At 34.7% G+C, this 17,808-nt stretch carries 9 protein-coding genes; 2 read left to right on the top strand and 7 right to left on the bottom strand.

The features are described from left to right. Nucleotides 1-67: 67 nt before the first annotated feature. From AC3E9W_RS19670 to AC3E9W_RS19655, 4 genes are all read right to left on the bottom strand, one after another. Nucleotides 68-2,332, bottom strand: coding sequence for an aconitate hydratase (locus AC3E9W_RS19670; RefSeq protein ID WP_306158628.1), 2,265 nt, complete (start codon nt 2,330-2,332; stop codon nt 68-70). A 124-nt stretch (nt 2,333-2,456) separates the two neighbouring features. Next, nucleotides 2,457-5,228, bottom strand: coding sequence for a bifunctional aconitate hydratase 2/2-methylisocitrate dehydratase (locus tag AC3E9W_RS19665; RefSeq protein WP_488769690.1), 2,772 nt, complete (start codon nt 5,226-5,228; stop codon nt 2,457-2,459). Nucleotides 5,229-5,605: 377 nt separating this feature from the next. After that, the gene (locus AC3E9W_RS19660) at nt 5,606-6,559 is read right to left on the bottom strand and encodes an AAA family ATPase (protein ID WP_488769689.1); all 954 of its coding nucleotides are present in this window, start codon (nt 6,557-6,559) and stop codon (nt 5,606-5,608) included. A 78-nt stretch (nt 6,560-6,637) separates the two neighbouring features. Next, nucleotides 6,638-8,068 carry a peptidylprolyl isomerase gene (locus AC3E9W_RS19655; RefSeq protein ID WP_306158624.1) on the bottom strand — a complete coding sequence of 477 codons (1,431 nt, stop codon included), beginning with the start codon at nt 8,066-8,068 and terminating at the stop codon, nt 6,638-6,640. A 489-nt stretch (nt 8,069-8,557) separates the two neighbouring features. On the opposite strand from AC3E9W_RS19655, the gene AC3E9W_RS19650 reads away from it, so the two are divergent. Further along, entirely contained in the window at nt 8,558-10,000 is a 1,443-nt protein-coding gene (locus AC3E9W_RS19650; RefSeq protein ID WP_488769688.1) for an alpha-amylase, read from the top strand. A gap of 337 nt (nt 10,001-10,337) precedes the next feature. Further along, nucleotides 10,338-11,930 (top strand): peptide chain release factor 3, encoded by a 1,593-nt coding sequence (locus AC3E9W_RS19645; protein WP_488769687.1) that lies wholly within the window; start codon nt 10,338-10,340, stop codon nt 11,928-11,930. A gap of 68 nt (nt 11,931-11,998) precedes the next feature. Here the strand turns inward: AC3E9W_RS19645 and AC3E9W_RS19640 are convergent, their stop codons facing one another. The 3 genes from AC3E9W_RS19640 to rpoC all read right to left on the bottom strand — a co-directional run bounded on the left by AC3E9W_RS19640 (nt 11,999) and on the right by rpoC (nt 17,720). Next, nucleotides 11,999-12,751: a hypothetical protein gene (locus AC3E9W_RS19640; protein WP_488769686.1), complete on the bottom strand. Its 753-nt coding sequence runs from the start codon at nt 12,749-12,751 to the stop codon at nt 11,999-12,001. A gap of 339 nt (nt 12,752-13,090) precedes the next feature. After that, nucleotides 13,091-13,402 carry a DUF3467 domain-containing protein gene (locus tag AC3E9W_RS19635; RefSeq protein ID WP_201998146.1) on the bottom strand — a complete coding sequence of 104 codons (312 nt, stop codon included), beginning with the start codon at nt 13,400-13,402 and terminating at the stop codon, nt 13,091-13,093. Nucleotides 13,403-13,412: 10 nt separating this feature from the next. Further along, entirely contained in the window at nt 13,413-17,720 is a 4,308-nt protein-coding gene (gene rpoC / locus AC3E9W_RS19630) for a DNA-directed RNA polymerase subunit beta' (RefSeq protein ID WP_306158615.1), read from the bottom strand. Nucleotides 17,721-17,808: the final 88 nt, after the last annotated feature.

Here is a 17,808-nt window from a genome sequence, read left to right as displayed (position 1 = left end):
ATATATTACTCTTTAAAAACAAAAAGCCCTGTTTTCACAGGGCTTTCTAATATACAAAATCTAAATATTAAGCTTTTCCAGCCGCAATTAGGTTTAATGCAGAACCTGCAACAAACCAGCCAATCTGCCCTTCATTGTATGTATGGTTTGCCAAGATAATATCTTTTGAACCATCTGCGTGAACAAATTCTAATGTTAAAGGCTTACCTGGAGCAAATTCTGTTAAATCTAAGAAATTGATGGTATCATCTTCCTGAATTTTATCGTAATCTGCTTCGTTTGCAAATGTTAATCCTAAAAGACCTTGTTTTTTAAGGTTGGTTTCGTGGATACGCGCAAAAGATTTTACTAAAACTGCTTTAACTCCTAAGAAACGAGGTTCCATAGCGGCATGCTCACGAGAAGAACCTTCTCCGTAGTTATGATCTCCAACTACGATAGACGGAACTCCAGCTGCTTTGTATGCACGTGCAACAGCAGGAACAGCATCGTATTCGCCAGTTAATTGATTTTTAACAGAGTTTGTTTTTTGATTATAAGCATTTACAGCTCCAATCAGCATATTGTTTGAAATATTATCTAAGTGTCCGCGGAAACGCAACCAAGGCCCAGCCATAGAAATGTGGTCTGTAGTACATTTTCCAAATGCTTTGATTAGCAATTTAGCACCTGCAATATTTTTACCATCCCAAGCATTAAAAGGAGCCAATAACTGCAAACGCTCTGAAGTTGGATTTACTACTACCTGAACCCCTGAACCATCTGCCGCCGGAGCTTGAAAACCTGGATCTTCAGCATAGAAACCTTTAGAAGGAAGCTCGTCTCCAGTTGGAGCATCTAGTCTTACCTCTTCTCCATCTTCATTGATTAATGTATCTGTTAATGGATTAAAACTCAAATCGCCTGCAATAGCTAGCGCCGTTACTAATTCTGGAGAACCCACAAAAGCTAAAGTATTTGGATTACCATCTGCACGTTTTGAGAAGTTTCGGTTAAAAGAGTGAACAATTGTATTTCTTTCTTCTTTTTCTGCTCCTTCTCTATCCCACATACCAATACATGGTCCGCAGGCATTAGCAAAAACAGTTGCTCCGATTTTATGAAAAGTATCAATAAATCCGTCTCTTTCAATAGTAGAACGTACTACCTCAGAACCTGGAGTAATTGTAAACTGTGATTTTGTTTTTAAATTTTTATCGGCAACTTGTCTTGCCAATGAAGCCGCACGTGAAATATCTTCGTAAGAAGAGTTCGTACAAGAACCAATTAGACCAACCTGAATTTGTAATGGCCAGTTGTTTTTGATTGCTTCTTCTTTCATTTTAGAAATTGGAGTAGCTAAATCTGGTGTAAAAGGCCCATTTAAATGTGGCTCTAATTCAGACAAATTAATTTCGATAACTTGGTCAAAATATTCGTGCGGATTTGCGTATACCTCTGCATCTCCTGTTAAATAAGAAGCAATTTTATCTGCTGCATCAGCCACATCAGCTCTGTTTGTAGAACGAAGGTAACGGCCCATTGAATCATCGTAACCAAAAGTTGAAGTTGTAGCCCCAATTTCAGCTCCCATGTTGCAAATAGTTCCTTTACCAGTACAAGACATTGCCGTAGCACCTTCTCCAAAATATTCTACAATTGCTCCAGTACCACCTTTTACAGTCAAAATACCCGCAACTTTAAGAATAACGTCTTTTGGAGCTGTCCATCCAGATAATTTTCCAGTTAATTTAACTCCGATAAGTTTAGGAAATTTAAGCTCCCATGCCATTCCTGACATAACATCTACAGCATCTGCTCCACCAACACCAATTGCCACCATTCCTAAACCACCTGCATTTACAGTGTGAGAGTCTGTACCAATCATCATTCCTCCAGGAAAAGCATAATTTTCAAGTACGACTTGGTGAATAATTCCAGCTCCTGGTTTCCAGAAACCGATTCCGTATTTATTAGAAACAGAAGATAAGAAGTCGAAAACTTCATTGCTTTGTGTTTTTGCTCTAGCCAAATCAGTTACAGCATCTACTTTTGCTTGAATCAAGTGATCACAGTGAACCGTTGTAGGAACTGCCACTTTAGATTTTCCAGCGTGCATAAACTGTAACAATGCCATTTGTGCAGTTGCATCTTGACAAGCTACGCGGTCTGGCGCAAAATCAACATAATCAACTCCTCTTCCAAATGCCTTTGTCGGATTTCCGTCCCAAAGGTGATTGTATAAAATTTTCTCTGTTAAAGTAAGCGGACGTCCAACAATTTCACGCGCTTTATCAACTCGCGCAGGCATGTTTTCGTACACTTTTTTAATCATTTCGATATCAAAAGCCATAGATTTTTTGTTTTTTATTATTCTTTTTTGAACATGACAAGTTACAAAAAATAGAGTAATTATTACTAAAAAAGCCCGAGTTTTATGACTCGGGCTTTGAAAATATTCTTAAATAATCTATTGATTACATAACTAATTGTTTGTTAGAAGGTGCGAACTTAGTTAAGTTAATACCATCTACCGCAGCAGTATATTCTTCCATAGTTGGAGTTCTACCTAAAATTGTAGAAAGAACTACAACTGGCGTAGAAGAAAGCAATGATTCTCCTTTTTTACCTTCCGTATCTTCTACAACTCTACCTTGGAAAAGACGTGTAGATGTTGCCATTACAGTATCTCCTTTAGCCGCTTTTTCTTGGTTACCCATACAAAGGTTACATCCTGGACGCTCTAAGTAAAGCATGTTTTCGTATTCTGTACGTGCTGCACCTTTTGGAGCATCATCATTAAATTCGAAACCAGAGTATTTTTGTAAAACTGCCCAATCACCTTCAGCTTTAAGCTCATCAACAATGTTATAAGTTGGTGGCGCTACTACAAGCGGCGCATTAAATTGAACTTTACCATTTTGAGCTTCAACGTTTTTCAACATTTGAGCAAGGATTTTCATATCTCCTTTATGAACCATACAAGAGCCGATAAATCCAAGATCTACTTTTTTCACTCCACCGTAGAAAGATAATGGTCTAATAGTATCGTGAGTATATCTTTTAGAAACATCAATATTATTAACGTCTGGGTCAGCAATCATTGGCTCAGCAATCTGATCTAAGTCAACTACAACTTCAGCATAATATTTAGCGTTTGCATCTGGAGTTAAAGCTGGTTTTTCTGCAGATTTAATTTCAGCAATACGTTTGTCTGCTTTATTGATTAATCCTTGAAGAACTTGTCTTTCGTTATCCATTCCTTTTTCGATCATGATTTGGATTCTGCCTTTAGCAATTTCCAATGATTCGATCAAAGTATCATCTTCAGAAATACAGATAGAAGCTTTCGCTTTCATTTCTGCAGTCCAGTCTGTAAAGGTAAACGCTTGGTCAGCAGTAAGAGTTCCGATATGAACCTCAATAATTCTACCTTGGAATACGTTTTCTCCACCAAACTGATGTAACATTTGCGCTTGTGTAGCGTGAACCACATCACGGAAATCCATGTACTCTTTCATATCTCCTTTGAAAGTCACTTTTACAGATTCTGGAATCGGCATAGAAGCTTCTCCAGTAGCCAATGCAAGTGCAACAGTTCCAGAGTCAGCACCAAAAGCAACACCTTTTGACATTCTAGTATGAGAGTCACCACCGATAATGATTGCCCATTCGTCAATAGTGATATCGTTAAGTACTTTGTGAATTACGTCTGTCATTGAGTGGTAAACACCTTTAGGGTCACGAGCCGTGATCAAACCAAAGTTGTTCATAAATTTCATCAATTTAGGAATATTAGCTTGCGCTTTTTTATCCCATACAGAAGCTGTGTGACATCCTGATTGGTAAGCACCGTCAACAATTGGAGAAATTATTGTAGCAGCCATAGACTCTAATTCTTGAGCAGTCATTAAACCTGTAGTATCCTGAGAACCTACAATGTTTACTTCCACACGAACATCTGAACCAGCATGTAAAACTTTTCCTGGAGTAATCCCAACAGCATTTTTATTGAAGATTTTTTCTACCGCAGTAAGACCTTGTCCTTCAATAGAAATTTCTTTTGATGGAGCAAATACTAGCGGAGCTTCAATATCTAAAACTTTTGCTGCAAATGTTTGTAATTTTTTACCAAATACAATAGCGTAAGATCCTCCAGCTTTAATGAATTCCATTTTTTGCGGAGTGAATGACTTAGACATGTCAATCAATTCTTGATCACCGCTGTATAGTTTTTTTGTTTTTGTATTAATTGTAAGAACTGTTCCTGTAGCAACAGAATACGTTTGCTCAAGGATTGGTTCGTCATTTTCGTTACGAATAACATTTCCTTCTGAGTCCGTTTTTTTAACCCAGTTTTTAAGGTCAACACCAATACCTCCTGTAACGTCAACCGTTGTAAGGAAGATTGGAGAAATACCATTTGTACCTCCAACAATTGGAGCAATATTTACAAACGGAACATATTTACTTGCTTGTTTACCAGTCCAAAGCGCCACGTTGTTTACACCTGACATTCTAGAAGAACCAACACCCATTGTACCTTTTTCAGCAATTAACATCACGCTTGCGTCTGGATGTTTTGCTTGTAAAGCTTGAATTTCAGCTTGTGCTTCTGGCGTGATCATACATTTACCGTGAAGCTCACGATCTGAACGTGAGTGAGCTTGGTTTCCTGGAGATAATAAATCTGTAGAAATATCACCCTCTCCAGCAATAAAAGTCACCACTTTAATTTCTTCTGCAACTTCTGGAAGCTTAGTAAAGAATTCAGCTTTTGCATAGCTTTCTAAAATATCTTTAGCAATTACACTTCCATTTTTATATGCTTCCTTCAAACGATCTGTATCTGCATCATATAGGAAAACTTGTGTTTTAAGTACTTTCGCCGCTTCTTGTGCAATAGCTACATCATTACCTAAAGCTAAATCTAGTAAAACCTCGATTGAAGGCCCACCTTTCATGTGCGATAATAATTCAAAAGCAAAATCAGGAGTAATCTCTTTTACTAAAGATTCACCTAAAATAATTTCTTTTAAAAATTTTGCTTTTTCACCTGCAGCATTGGTCGTACCAGGTAAAGTATTGTAAATAAAAAACTTAAGAGAGTCTTCGCGGTGTGCGTTATCAACATCTTTAATTTGGGCAATGATTTCGCTTAATAACTCAGCTCCATCAATTGGTTTTGGGTGTAACCCTTGATTTTTTCTTTCTTCAATTTCTTGAATGTAATCCTGATAAATATTCATAATAAAGCGGATTTATTTTTTTGAGGCAAATTTAAGCATTAAAGACGATAATTAAAAAAAATTTAATAGAACTAGCGTTTTCAAAAATTATTATTGCTAAAAAACGATTTTCACTGCTTGTTTTTATCAATAAATCAATTTAATATTAAAATAATGAATTATTAACATTTAAAAATCTTTTCTTTAACAAAGTCGAAATTCTATGTTATAATGCAAGTAAGTTTTTACCTCTATTTTCACTAAGAATCTTTCTAAATAAGCAATTATAACGTTATAGTTAAGATTTTAAACGTCGTTGAGAAAGGTTTTTCCAACTTCTAAAAACAAAAAATCCTGACAATAAATTATCAGGATTTCTATAAAAATATTTTTAGATTTTACATTAATTTTTTAATAATAACTTCTTCCGTTATTCCTTCAGCATCAGCTTTATAATTTTTAATAATTCTGTGTCTTAGAATACCCGTTGCAACAGCCTGAACATCTTCAATATCTGGTGAAAATTTCCCATTAAAAGCGGCATGTGCTTTTGCTGCCAAAATTAAATTCTGCGAAGCTCTTGGTCCTGCTCCCCAATCCAAATAGTTTTTCACAAAATCTGTAGTTAAACTATTATCTGGACGCGTTTTACTTACTAAAGTCACCGCATATTCGATAACATTATCTGCGACAGGAATTCTGCGAATTAAATGTTGAAAATCGATAATTTCCTGCGCAGTAAACAACGGATTAATTTCTGTCTTCACATCAGAAGTTGTTCGTTTTACTACTTGAACTTCTTCTTCAAAAGTTGGATATTCTAATTTAATAGCAAACATAAAACGATCCAATTGTGCTTCTGGCAACGGATAAGTTCCTTCTTGCTCAATTGGGTTCTGAGTTGCTAAAACAAAATAAGGCAAATCTAATTTATGATGTTGTCCCGCAATCGTAACCGATCTTTCCTGCATGGCTTCTAACAAAGCTGCTTGTGTTTTTGGCGGTGTTCTGTTGATCTCATCAGCCAGAATAATGTTAGAGAAAATTGGCCCTTTAATGAATTTAAAATTCCTGTTTTCATCCAAAATTTCACTTCCTAAAATATCAGAAGGCATTAAATCTGGTGTAAACTGAATTCTTTTAAAATCTAGCCCCAAAGCCTGAGACAAAGTGTTTATCATTAAGGTTTTTGCCAAACCTGGAACTCCAATTAAAAGTGCGTGTCCTCCAGAAAATATACAAAGTAAAATTTGATCTACAACGGCGTCCTGCCCTACAATGATTTTCGCTATTTCTTTTTTTAATTCGTTTCTTTTTTGAACTAAATTGTGAATTGCTGTTACGTCAGACATTTATGAATGTATTTAAAATTAAAAAGAGTTAATTCTATGAATTCATAAAACTAACTCTTTTTATTTATTTATTAAAACTTATTTTTTCAACCAATTGTTTGCAAAAGTACAGTCTTTATATTCTCCAATAATTTTGATATAAGTGTCTTTAATCTTAGTATCAAACCATTTTGCAATTGCGTTAATCTGCTTTTCTTTTAATGCTAATTCTTTAATCTTAGTATAATCTTTAGCATAATCTGCAGTGTGCTCGTCAATTCTATTTGTAACGGTAATCAACTTATATGTTTTTTTACCTTTATCATCTGTATTTAAAAGTGGTTGAGAAATTTCGTCTCCTTTTAAGTTAGAAACCTGGCTATATAAAGTTGGATCCATTTTAGTCAACTCAAATCGAGTATCTTGAGTTGTCGGGTTTACCAATGTTCCTCCGTTTGCTCTAGTTTCTTTTTCGTCAGACTCTGTTCTTGCTGCTTCAGCAAAAGTAATCTCTTTATTAACTATCTTATTTCTAATATTGGTAATTCTTTCTTTAGCTTCTTTTAAAGCTGCCTCAGAAACTGTCGGAGCAATCAAAATATGACGAAGCTCTACTTCTTGCCCTTTAATTTTTTCTACCATAATAATATGGTATCCGAAAGTAGTTTCAAATGGTTCTGAAACCTCACCCGCCTGCAAACTAAAAGCAACATCTTTAAACTCTTTTACAAAAGGAGTTTTTCTTGTCATTTTGTAATAACCTCCGTTTGGTGAAGATCCTGGATCTTGAGAATACAAAACTGCTTTTGTTGCAAAACTAGAACCTTCAAGAACATCTTTTCTTATAGCATTTAATCTATCAATAACTTTTTGTTTGTCTTCTTTAGAAATTTTAGGCTCTACCACAATTTGTGCTACTTCCATTTCTGCTCCAAAAGTTGGCAATTCATCTTTTGGTATTTTTTTAAAGAAATTACGAACTTCTTCTGGAGTGATTTCAACATCTTTAATAATCTTATCTCTCATTTCAGAAGCTAATTTTTGCTCCTTTAAGATATCAGCAAAATAAGTTTTAAATTCTTCTACAGAACTCTTTTTATAGTATTCTACTACTTTATTGATATCACCAACTTGCTGCGTCATATAGTTTAGACGGTCTTCCATCATACCTCTAACTTCGGCATCACTCACAATAATACTATCCTGAATGGCTTGGTGTGCGTATAATTTGTCTTCTAGAAGCTTACCAAGCATTTGGCATCTTGTAATATCTTTAATAGATCCGCCTTGTGCTGTAATTTCCAAAAATCCTTTATCGATATCAGAATCTAAAACGATATAATCTCCAACTGTCGCAATAATTCCGTCAATTTTCAATTTTCCGCCAGAAGGAGTTTCTACTGGTTTTTGAGCAACAACATCAGGAATAATTTCTTGCGCTGAGATAATTGGAGTAAAAAAAAGAAAAAAACAAATTGGTAGTGCAAACTTGAAATCAATTGTTTTTAGCTGTAATTTTTTTAATAGCATTATTTTAATTTTTATTTGAATGTAAGCCTGTTTTAGATAATCCTTCTAAAATTATTGATGCTGAACTTAAACATAAATAATTAAAGTATAGTTCTTTCGTAACTTATAACGAACAAAAATAACAATTCAATTACATAATCCAACTATCCGATATACTATTAACATAAAATTATAGGATAGTTTTATTTTGCTGCATAAAAACATCTATTTTGATTTTCTCAATTCAATGAAATACAACTTTATAGTTGCTTTGAAAATTTAAATTTCAGATAAAATAAAAACCTAATTATAAGCATCCTAATAAAAAGTTCTTAACACTACAACGTTTTCGTAACAAACTATTTTCTTACAAATTAAAATTAAATCAAAAAAAAATTACTTTAGATGCGTAATTGATAATTTTCACAATCAAAAAATAGCAATATCTGCATTTTAAGACTTGAATTTTAACAATTACAAAAACAACTATTTAACTTAACCACATCTATTATGAAAAAACCTATTTTAAAGTTATGCCTTATTACGGCATTTACTGGACTGCTGTATTCGTGTTCTACAAATGAAATCAGCGAATCGGACGCAAAAGCTGAAAGTAAACAATTTAAAGTTATTGAGGTTACACACCACGACGGAAAACCTTTTAGTACAGGAGTTTCTAATTCTTCTTCTACTGGAAAATATGTAGACAATCCTGGCGGTGGCGTTATGATGCAGGCTTTCTATTGGGATGTTCCTGCTGGAGGAACTTGGTGGAATACTGTTAGCAGTAAAGTAACTGCATGGGGAAATGCTGGAATTGGCTCTATCTGGCTACCTCCTGCTTCAAAAGCACAAAACGGAGCTTTTTCTATGGGATATGACCCAACAGATTATTTTGATTTTGGAGATTACAACCAGAACGGTACTACAGAAACTAGATTTGGTTCGAAAACAGAATTAGTAAATTTAATTACTGCCGCACATACCGAAAACATAAAAGTATATGCAGACATTGTAATCAACCACAACAGCGGTGGCCAATCTGAAGCGAATCCGTTTACTGGAACAAATACTTGGACTAATTTCACAGGAGTTGCTTCTGGTAAATTTCCTCGTACTTATAATGATTTTTACAAAAATAGTTACGGAAATAATGACGAAGGATCTTTTGGAGGTTTTCCAGATTTATGCCACGCTGCCCCAAATGTTCAAAACTGGCTTTGGCTTAGAGCTGACGGAGTTGGAAAATATTATAAAAACACTATGAAATTTGACGGATGGAGATTTGATTATGTGAAAGGTTTTGGCGCCTGGGTTGTAAATGCATGGAATGCAAATGTTGGCGGATTTTCTGTTGGAGAATTATGGGATTCTAATGTTAATGTATTAAATGATTGGGCAAACAATGCAAACAGTTCTGTTTTCGATTTTGCTTGTTATTATAAAATGAATGATGCTTTTGATGGAAATAATCTTGCTCTTTTGAATGATGATATGATGTGGAAGCGAAATCCGTATAAAGCGGTAACTTTTGTAACCAATCATGATACAGATGAGATTTACAGTAAAATGTTAGCTTACTCCTATATATTAACTCACGAAGGCTATCCTACAATTTTCTATAGAGATTATGAAGAATGGCTAGACAAAAACAAATTGAATAACCTGATCTGGATTCACAACAATAAAGCAACCGGAACAACTTCAATTTTATATTCTGATAATGACGAATATGTAGCGAGAAGAAATGGTTATAACGGAAATCCAGGTTTAGTAGTTTATATCAACAATTCGGATGTTTGGCAAGAAAGGTGGATTCAGACCAATTGGGCTAACACGCAAATTAAAGATTTTACAGGAAACTCATCTTGGTACCCAACAACTCAAGCAGACAAATGGGTAAAAATACAATGTCCTCCAAAAGGATATTCAGTTTGGTCAATTAATCAGTAATTTAAAATGACTATTTCTAAAAGCTGTTCTTTCAAGAGCAGCTTTTTATTTTTGCCAAGATTGTGTGTTTTTTTTTAGCCACTAATTGCACGAATTTCACTAATTTTTTTCTCTGTCTAAAATAATTATTAGTACAAATTCTTTACGTTTACTTTTCACTACTAAAGATAGCTATAAAATTCGGATTGATTTTTTTGCAAAACAAGTGAAATTCGTGCAATTCGTGGCAAAAAACTTTTTCAAATTAGCTGCTACTATTTTCAACATTCAATTTGCGAACTGAATATTTTTATTAAGCCGTAATTAATAGTACTTTTGCAACCTATTTATACAAAATATGAGCTTTTTAAAAGAAATACAACGCAGAAGAACATTTGGAATTATATCGCATCCCGATGCCGGTAAAACAACATTGACCGAGAAATTATTGTTATTTGGAGGTGCAATTCAGGAAGCTGGTGCGGTAAAAAGTAATAAGATTAAAAAAGGAGCAACATCTGATTTCATGGAAATCGAACGCCAAAGAGGTATTTCGGTTTCTACCTCTGTTCTTGCTTTTAATTATAAAGATAAAAAAATCAACATCCTTGATACTCCTGGACACAAGGATTTTGCTGAAGATACATTTAGAACTTTAACTGCGGTTGATAGCGTAATCGTTGTGATTGACGTTGCAAAAGGGGTTGAGGAACAGACTGAAAAATTGGTTTCGGTTTGTAGAATGCGTAATATTCCGATGATTGTTTTCATCAATAAATTAGACCGTGAAGGTAAAGATGCTTTCGATCTAATGGATGAGGTAGAACAAAAACTAGGTCTAAAAGTTACACCATTAAGTTTCCCTATCGGAATGGGTTACGATTTTCAGGGAATTTACAATCTTTGGGAAGAAAACATTAATCTTTTTAGTGGAGACAGCCGTAAAAATATAGAAGAAACAATTGCTTTTTCTGATGTTCAGAATAATCCAGAATTAGATAAAATTGTGGGCGAAAAAGCTGCTGCTAAACTTCGTGAAGAATTAGAATTAATTGACGAAGTGTATCCAAAATTTGAGCGTCAAGATTATTTAGACGGAAAAATTCAACCTGTATTTTTTGGTTCTGCATTGAATAACTTTGGAGTTCGCGAGTTGTTAGATTGTTTCATTACAATTGCACCTTCACCAAGAGCAAAAGATTCAGAAACTCGTACCGTTGAGCCTACCGAAGAAAAAATGACGGGCTTTGTTTTCAAAATCCACGCAAACATGGATCCGAAACACCGTGACCGTTTAGCATTCATTAAAATTGTTTCGGGAACTTTTGAAAGAAACAAACCTTATTACCACGTTCGTCAGAAGAAAAATTTAAAATTCTCTAGCCCGAATGCGTTTTTTGCTGAGAAAAAAGAAATTGTAGACATTTCTTATCCTGGGGACATTGTAGGTTTACACGATACTGGAAACTTTAAAATTGGAGATACTTTAACCGAAGGCGAAATCATGAGCTTTAAAGGAATTCCGAGTTTCTCTCCAGAACACTTTAGATACATTAACAATGCTGACCCGATGAAAGCTAAGCAATTAGAAAAAGGAGTCGATCAGTTAATGGACGAAGGAGTTGCTCAGTTATTTACTTTAGAAATGAACAACCGTAAAGTTATCGGAACAGTTGGAGCACTTCAATACGAGGTAATCCAATATCGTCTAGAGCACGAATACGGAGCAAAATGTACTTACGAGAATTTCCCTGTACATAAGGCTTGCTGGGTTAAACCTGACGATTCTAAAAATGAAGAGTTCAAAGAATTTAAGCGTATCAAACAAAAATTCTTGGCACACGACAAATACGGTCAATTGGTATTCTTAGCCGATTCTGATTTTACAATCCAGATGACACAAAGCAAATATCCAAGTGTGAAGTTGTATTTTACTTCTGAGTTTGATTAATTTTCTTTTATAAAAATACAAAGGCTGTTTAATGAATTTTAAACAGCCTTTTTTATTATTGATTCAATCTAAATTTCTTTAGTTCTTTTCTCCTGAATATAATTAATGCCTAATCCTCCAGCGATATAAATCCTTGAAAGTTCATCTGCCGAGATAATTATATTTTTTACCAATACATTATCTTTAATCTTAGTTATATCAAAATCGATTGTTTTTGATAAATAATAATCGTCAGCGGTAATGGTAACTTCAAATGTCTTAGAATCCTTTGCAACTACTATCGGAATTAAAAACTCACCAGTTTTCGAATCCATTTTTATATTACTTTTTGATCCATTAATAGAAATCGAAAGATTTCGATATATTTTTCTGTCGAAAGGTTTGTTGGTTTTGGCTTCAAGTAATTTACCTTTTACAAAGATAGACTGTTCATCTTCATTTTGAACATAAGCAACTTTCCCAACTGTATAATGAGCTGGCTTTTGAACTCTTATTTCTGTTTCTACAGTTGCTTTTTCTTGTCCACTTACATTTGATGCTAACAAAATAGAAGCCGCAACGGCCGCATATTTCAAATTAGCAATTTTAGACGTTTCATTAAATTGAAATTCTTCTTCTAGCTGTGTTGTTTTCAATCTCGCACAAATGTTTCTGTTTTTGTTTTCTGAAATGAATTTAGCTACTTCAGAATTCGTTTTTTTACTCAAATCAATTACATTTTTCATGCAGGAATTACAAAATGAACCATTTGCATTTGGAATCATTTTATCAAAGTTTTCAGAACATGGGCTTGCTATTTCTAAGGTGAATTTCTTTTTCATGGCGCATCTTTTTAAGTTAAAGATCTTTCGCAGATCATTTACTTATATAGAGTGCATTTTCAATTAAAAGGTTGGGAAGAAAGCAGAAAAAATTTTATACTAAAATTTAAAAGCATAAAAAAAACGCTAACAGAATTAGCGCTTTTTTATAACTTGAATTAAATCAACCTTTACTAAGTCATTATATTTCAAAATTCAATCTTTTTTAGGCAACACCAATTTAAAATAATACTTTACTGAAAAGAAATTTAGTCGATTAAAGTAAATTAAATCAGACAAACTGCATTCTTAACTATGCAGTAGCAAAAAAAAAAGCCCCTTAAAAAGGGGCTTTAGAATTTATGCTTGTCCAGTTGGACCAAAATTAAGCGGAATTGGTGCTTGTTCCGTTTCTTTGATTTCGCCATGAGCTGCCTCAAATCTGTGGATATTTTCACCTATTGCTCGCAATAATCTTTTAGCATGTTGTGGTGTCAAAACAATTCTTGACTTTACCTTGGCTTTAGGAATACCTGGCATAATGCTCACAAAATCTAAAACAAACTCTGATGATGAGTGGTTGATGATCGCAAGATTAGAATAAATTCCTTCCGCGATGCTTTCATCTAACTCAATATTAATTTGCTCTTGCTGTTGTTTCGGATTACTCATAGTTTCCTAATTAATAAATGTATTCTTCTTTATTAGCCATCATTTCGTTGTAATCGTCTTTAGATCCTACGATAGTATTATCGTATTCTCTCATACCAGTTCCCGCAGGAATTCTGTGTCCAACAATTACATTTTCTTTTAATCCTTCTAGATCATCTACTTTACCAGCTACTGCAGCTTCGTTAAGTACTTTCGTTGTCTCCTGGAATGAAGCCGCAGAAATGAATGATTTAGTTTGTAACGAAGCTCTTGTAATACCTTGTAGAACTGGCGTTGCAGTTGCAGTGATTACATCTCTTGCTACAACAAGATTTTTATCTGTACGTTTCAATAATGAATTCTCATCACGTAATTCACGAGGCGTAATGATCTGACCAGGTTTCAATACTGAAGAATCTCCAGCATCTTCAACCACTTTCATACCATATAATTTATCGTTTTGAACGATGAAATCTTTAGTGTGAATTAATTGGTCTTCTAAGAATAAAGTATCACCTGGATCCTGAACTCTTACTTTACGCATCATTTGACGAATAACTACCTCAAAGTGCTTATCATTGATTTTTACCCCTTGAAGACGGTAAACCTCTTGAATCTCATTTACCAAGTACTGTTGAACAGCAGCTGGACCTTGAATTCTTAAGATATCATCTGGTGTAATTGCACCATCAGACAATGGAACTCCCGCTCTTACGAAGTCATTTTCTTGTACTAAGATTTGGCTAGAAAGTTTAACTAAATACTTTTTAATCTCACCAAATTTAGATTCGATAACGATCTCACGGTTACCTCTTTTAATTTTACCGAATGATACAACACCATCAATTTCAGATACAACCGCTGGGTTAGAAGGGTTACGAGCCTCAAGAAGCTCCGTAATTCTTGGTAAACCTCCCGTGATATCGCCTGCTTTAGAAGAACGACGAGGGATTTTTACTAATACTTTACCTGCTTTAATTTTCTCACCATTCTCAACCATTAAGTGTGCACCTACTGGTAAGTTGTATGAACGAATCAATTCTCCTTCTTTACCGTAAACCAATAAAGTTGGGATTAATTTTTTGTTTCTAGCCTCAGAAATTACTTTTTCTTGGAAACCAGTCTGCTCATCGATCTCAACCATGAACGATTGTCCTTGCTCTAAATCTTCGTAAGCAATCTTACCAGTAAACTCAGAAACAATTACACCGTTATATGGATCCCATTTACAGATTACAGTTCCTTTAGCAACAGTATCTCCATCATTAACAAAAATACTAGATCCATAAGGAATGTTATGTGTATTTAAAACAATACCAGTTTTCTCGTCAACTAATTTCAACTCAGTTGAACGTGAAACTACGATATCAACAGAATTTCCTTCTCCGTCTTCTCCTTTTACTGTTTTTAAATCTTCAATTTCTAATCTACCGTTGAATCTTGTAACAATACTAGACTCTTCAGAGATACCTCCAGCAACCCCTCCAACGTGGAACGTACGAAGTGTCAACTGTGTACCTGGCTCACCAATAGACTGAGCTGCAATAACTCCGACAGCTTCACCTCTTTGTGTCATCTTACCAGTAGCTAAGTTTCTACCGTAACATTTCGCACAAATACCTTTTGTAGCTTCACAAGTTAATGGAGATCTAACCTCTACTTTTTCAATTGGAGAAGCTTCGATAGTTCTCATAATTGCTTCAGTAATTTGCTGACCAGATTGAACCATTACTTCATTAGTAAGCGGATTAATAACGTCTTGCAATGCAACACGTCCTAAAATTCTCTCTCCTAATGATTCAACGATTTCCTCATTTTTCTTCAATGCAGATACTTCAACACCTCTAAGAGTTCCACAGTCTTCGATGTTTACAATAACATCCTGAGAAACGTCATGAAGCCTTCTTGTCAAGTAACCAGCATCGGCCGTTTTAAGAGCCGTATCCGCAAGACCTTTACGAGCACCGTGAGTTGAAATAAAGTACTCAAGGATCGAAAGACCTTCCTTAAAGTTAGAAAGAATCGGGTTTTCAATAATCTCACCACCACCGGCAGTAGATTTTTTAGGCTTAGCCATCAAACCACGCATACCTGTTAACTGACGAATCTGCTCCTTAGAACCCCTCGCCCCAGAATCAAGCATCATATATACAGAGTTGAAACCTTGTTGGTCTTCTCTAATATTTTTCATTGCTAACTCTGTTAACTGAGCATTCGCAGAAGTCCATACGTCAATAACTTGGTTGTAACGCTCGTTATTGGTAATAAGACCCATGTTATAGTTGGTTGAGATACCTTCAACTTGCTCTCTGGCATCTGCAATCAATTTAGTTTTTTGTTCTGGAATTCTAATATCACCTAAAGAGAATGATAAACCTCCTCTAAATGCGAATTTATACCCCATATCTTTCATATTATCCAAGAAAGCTGCCGTTGTAGGTACATCAGTCACACTTAAAATGTGTCCGATAATATCTCTAAGGTTTTTCTTAGTCAATACGTCATTGATATATCCAGCTGCTTCAGGTACTACTTCGTTAAATAATACACGTCCAGCAGTTGTTTGGATAATTTTGTACACCAATTCTCCAGCGTCATTAAAATCTTTTGCACGGATTTTCACACGAGCATTCAATTCTAATCTTCCTTCGTTTAATGCAATATTTACTTCTTCAGCAGAGTAGAAAGTCAAATCTTGACCAATAATTTTGTGATCTTCTGTAGAAATACGCTCTTTGGTCATATAGTATAGACCCAAGACCATGTCCTGAGAAGGTACGGTAATTGGAGCACCATTTGCAGGGTTCAAGATATTGTGAGAAGCCAACATTAATAATTGCGCCTCTAAAATAGCTTCTGGTCCTAATGGTAAGTGAACCGCCATCTGGTCACCATCGAAATCGGCGTTGAAAGCCGTACATACTAATGGGTGTAACTGGATCGCTTTTCCTTCAATTAATTTTGGCTGGAAAGCCTGAATACCAAGTCTGTGCAAAGTAGGAGCACGGTTAAGTAATACTGGGTGTCCTTTAATTACATTTTCAAGGATATCCCAAACTACTGGCTCTTTTTTGTCAATGATTTTCTTAGCAGATTTTACTGTTTTTACAATACCTCTTTCAATCAATTTACGGATTACGAAAGGTTTGTATAATTCAGAAGCCATATCTTTTGGCAATCCGCACTCATATAATTTTAACTCTGGACCAACGACGATTACCGAACGAGCAGAATAATCCACACGTTTTCCTAAAAGGTTTTGACGGAAACGTCCTTGTTTACCTTTTAATGAGTCAGATAATGATTTTAATGGTCTGTTAGATTCTGTTTTAACAGCAGAAGCTTTACGTGTGTTATCGAATAATGAATCTACAGATTCTTGTAACATACGTTTCTCGTTTCTTAAGATAACTTCTGGAGCTTTAATCTCCATTAATCTTTTCAAACGGTTGTTACGGATGATTACACGACGATATAAATCGTTCAAATCTGAAGTTGCAAAACGACCTCCATCAAGTGGTACAAGTGGACGTAATTCTGGCGGGATAACTGGAACCACTTTCATAATCATCCATTCTGGACGGTTTTCGCGGTTTTCGTTAGACTCACGGAAAGATTCTACAACTTGTAATCTTTTTAAAGCCTCAGTTTTTCTTTGTTTAGATGTTTCGTTGTTAGCGCTGTGTCTCAATTCATAAGATAATGCATCAAGATCAATACGAGCTAATAAATCCATGATACACTCTGCTCCCATTTTGGCAACAAATTTATTTGGATCTAAATCATCTAAATATTGGTTTTCCTGTGGAAGAGTATCTAAAATATTTAAGTATTCTTCTTCAGTTAAGAAATCTAATCTTTGTAATGATTCTCCATCTGCATTTTTAGCAATACCAGCTTGAATTACTACATATCTTTCGTAGTAAATGATCATATCTAATTTCTTAGATGGAAGACCAAGGATATAACCAATTTTGTTTGGAAGAGAACGGAAGTACCAGATGTGAGCAATTGGCACAACAAGGTTGATGTGTCCTACTCTATCACGACGTACTTTTTTCTCAGTAACTTCAACACCACAACGGTCACAGATAATACCTTTGTAACGAATTCTTTTATACTTACCACAAGCACATTCGAAGTCTTTTACTGGTCCGAAGATTCTTTCGCAGAAAAGTCCATCACGCTCTGGTTTGTGAGTTCTATAGTTAATTGTTTCCGGCTTTAAAACCTCTCCTCTTGATTCTTTAAGGATAGATTCTGGTGAAGCCAATCCAATAGAGATTTTGTTAAATCTTTTTACTGGATTTTTATCTTTATTGTTTCTGTTATTCATCATAGTTTTTACTATTGATTTATTTGCAATTAAAAAATTGATTTTAGATTTATAATCTACTCTTTAAAAAATAAAGAGTTAATCATTCAGC

It is taken from the genome of Flavobacterium sp. 38 (genome assembly GCF_057799715.1).
This window is presented reverse-complemented; position numbering and strand designations above follow the sequence as displayed.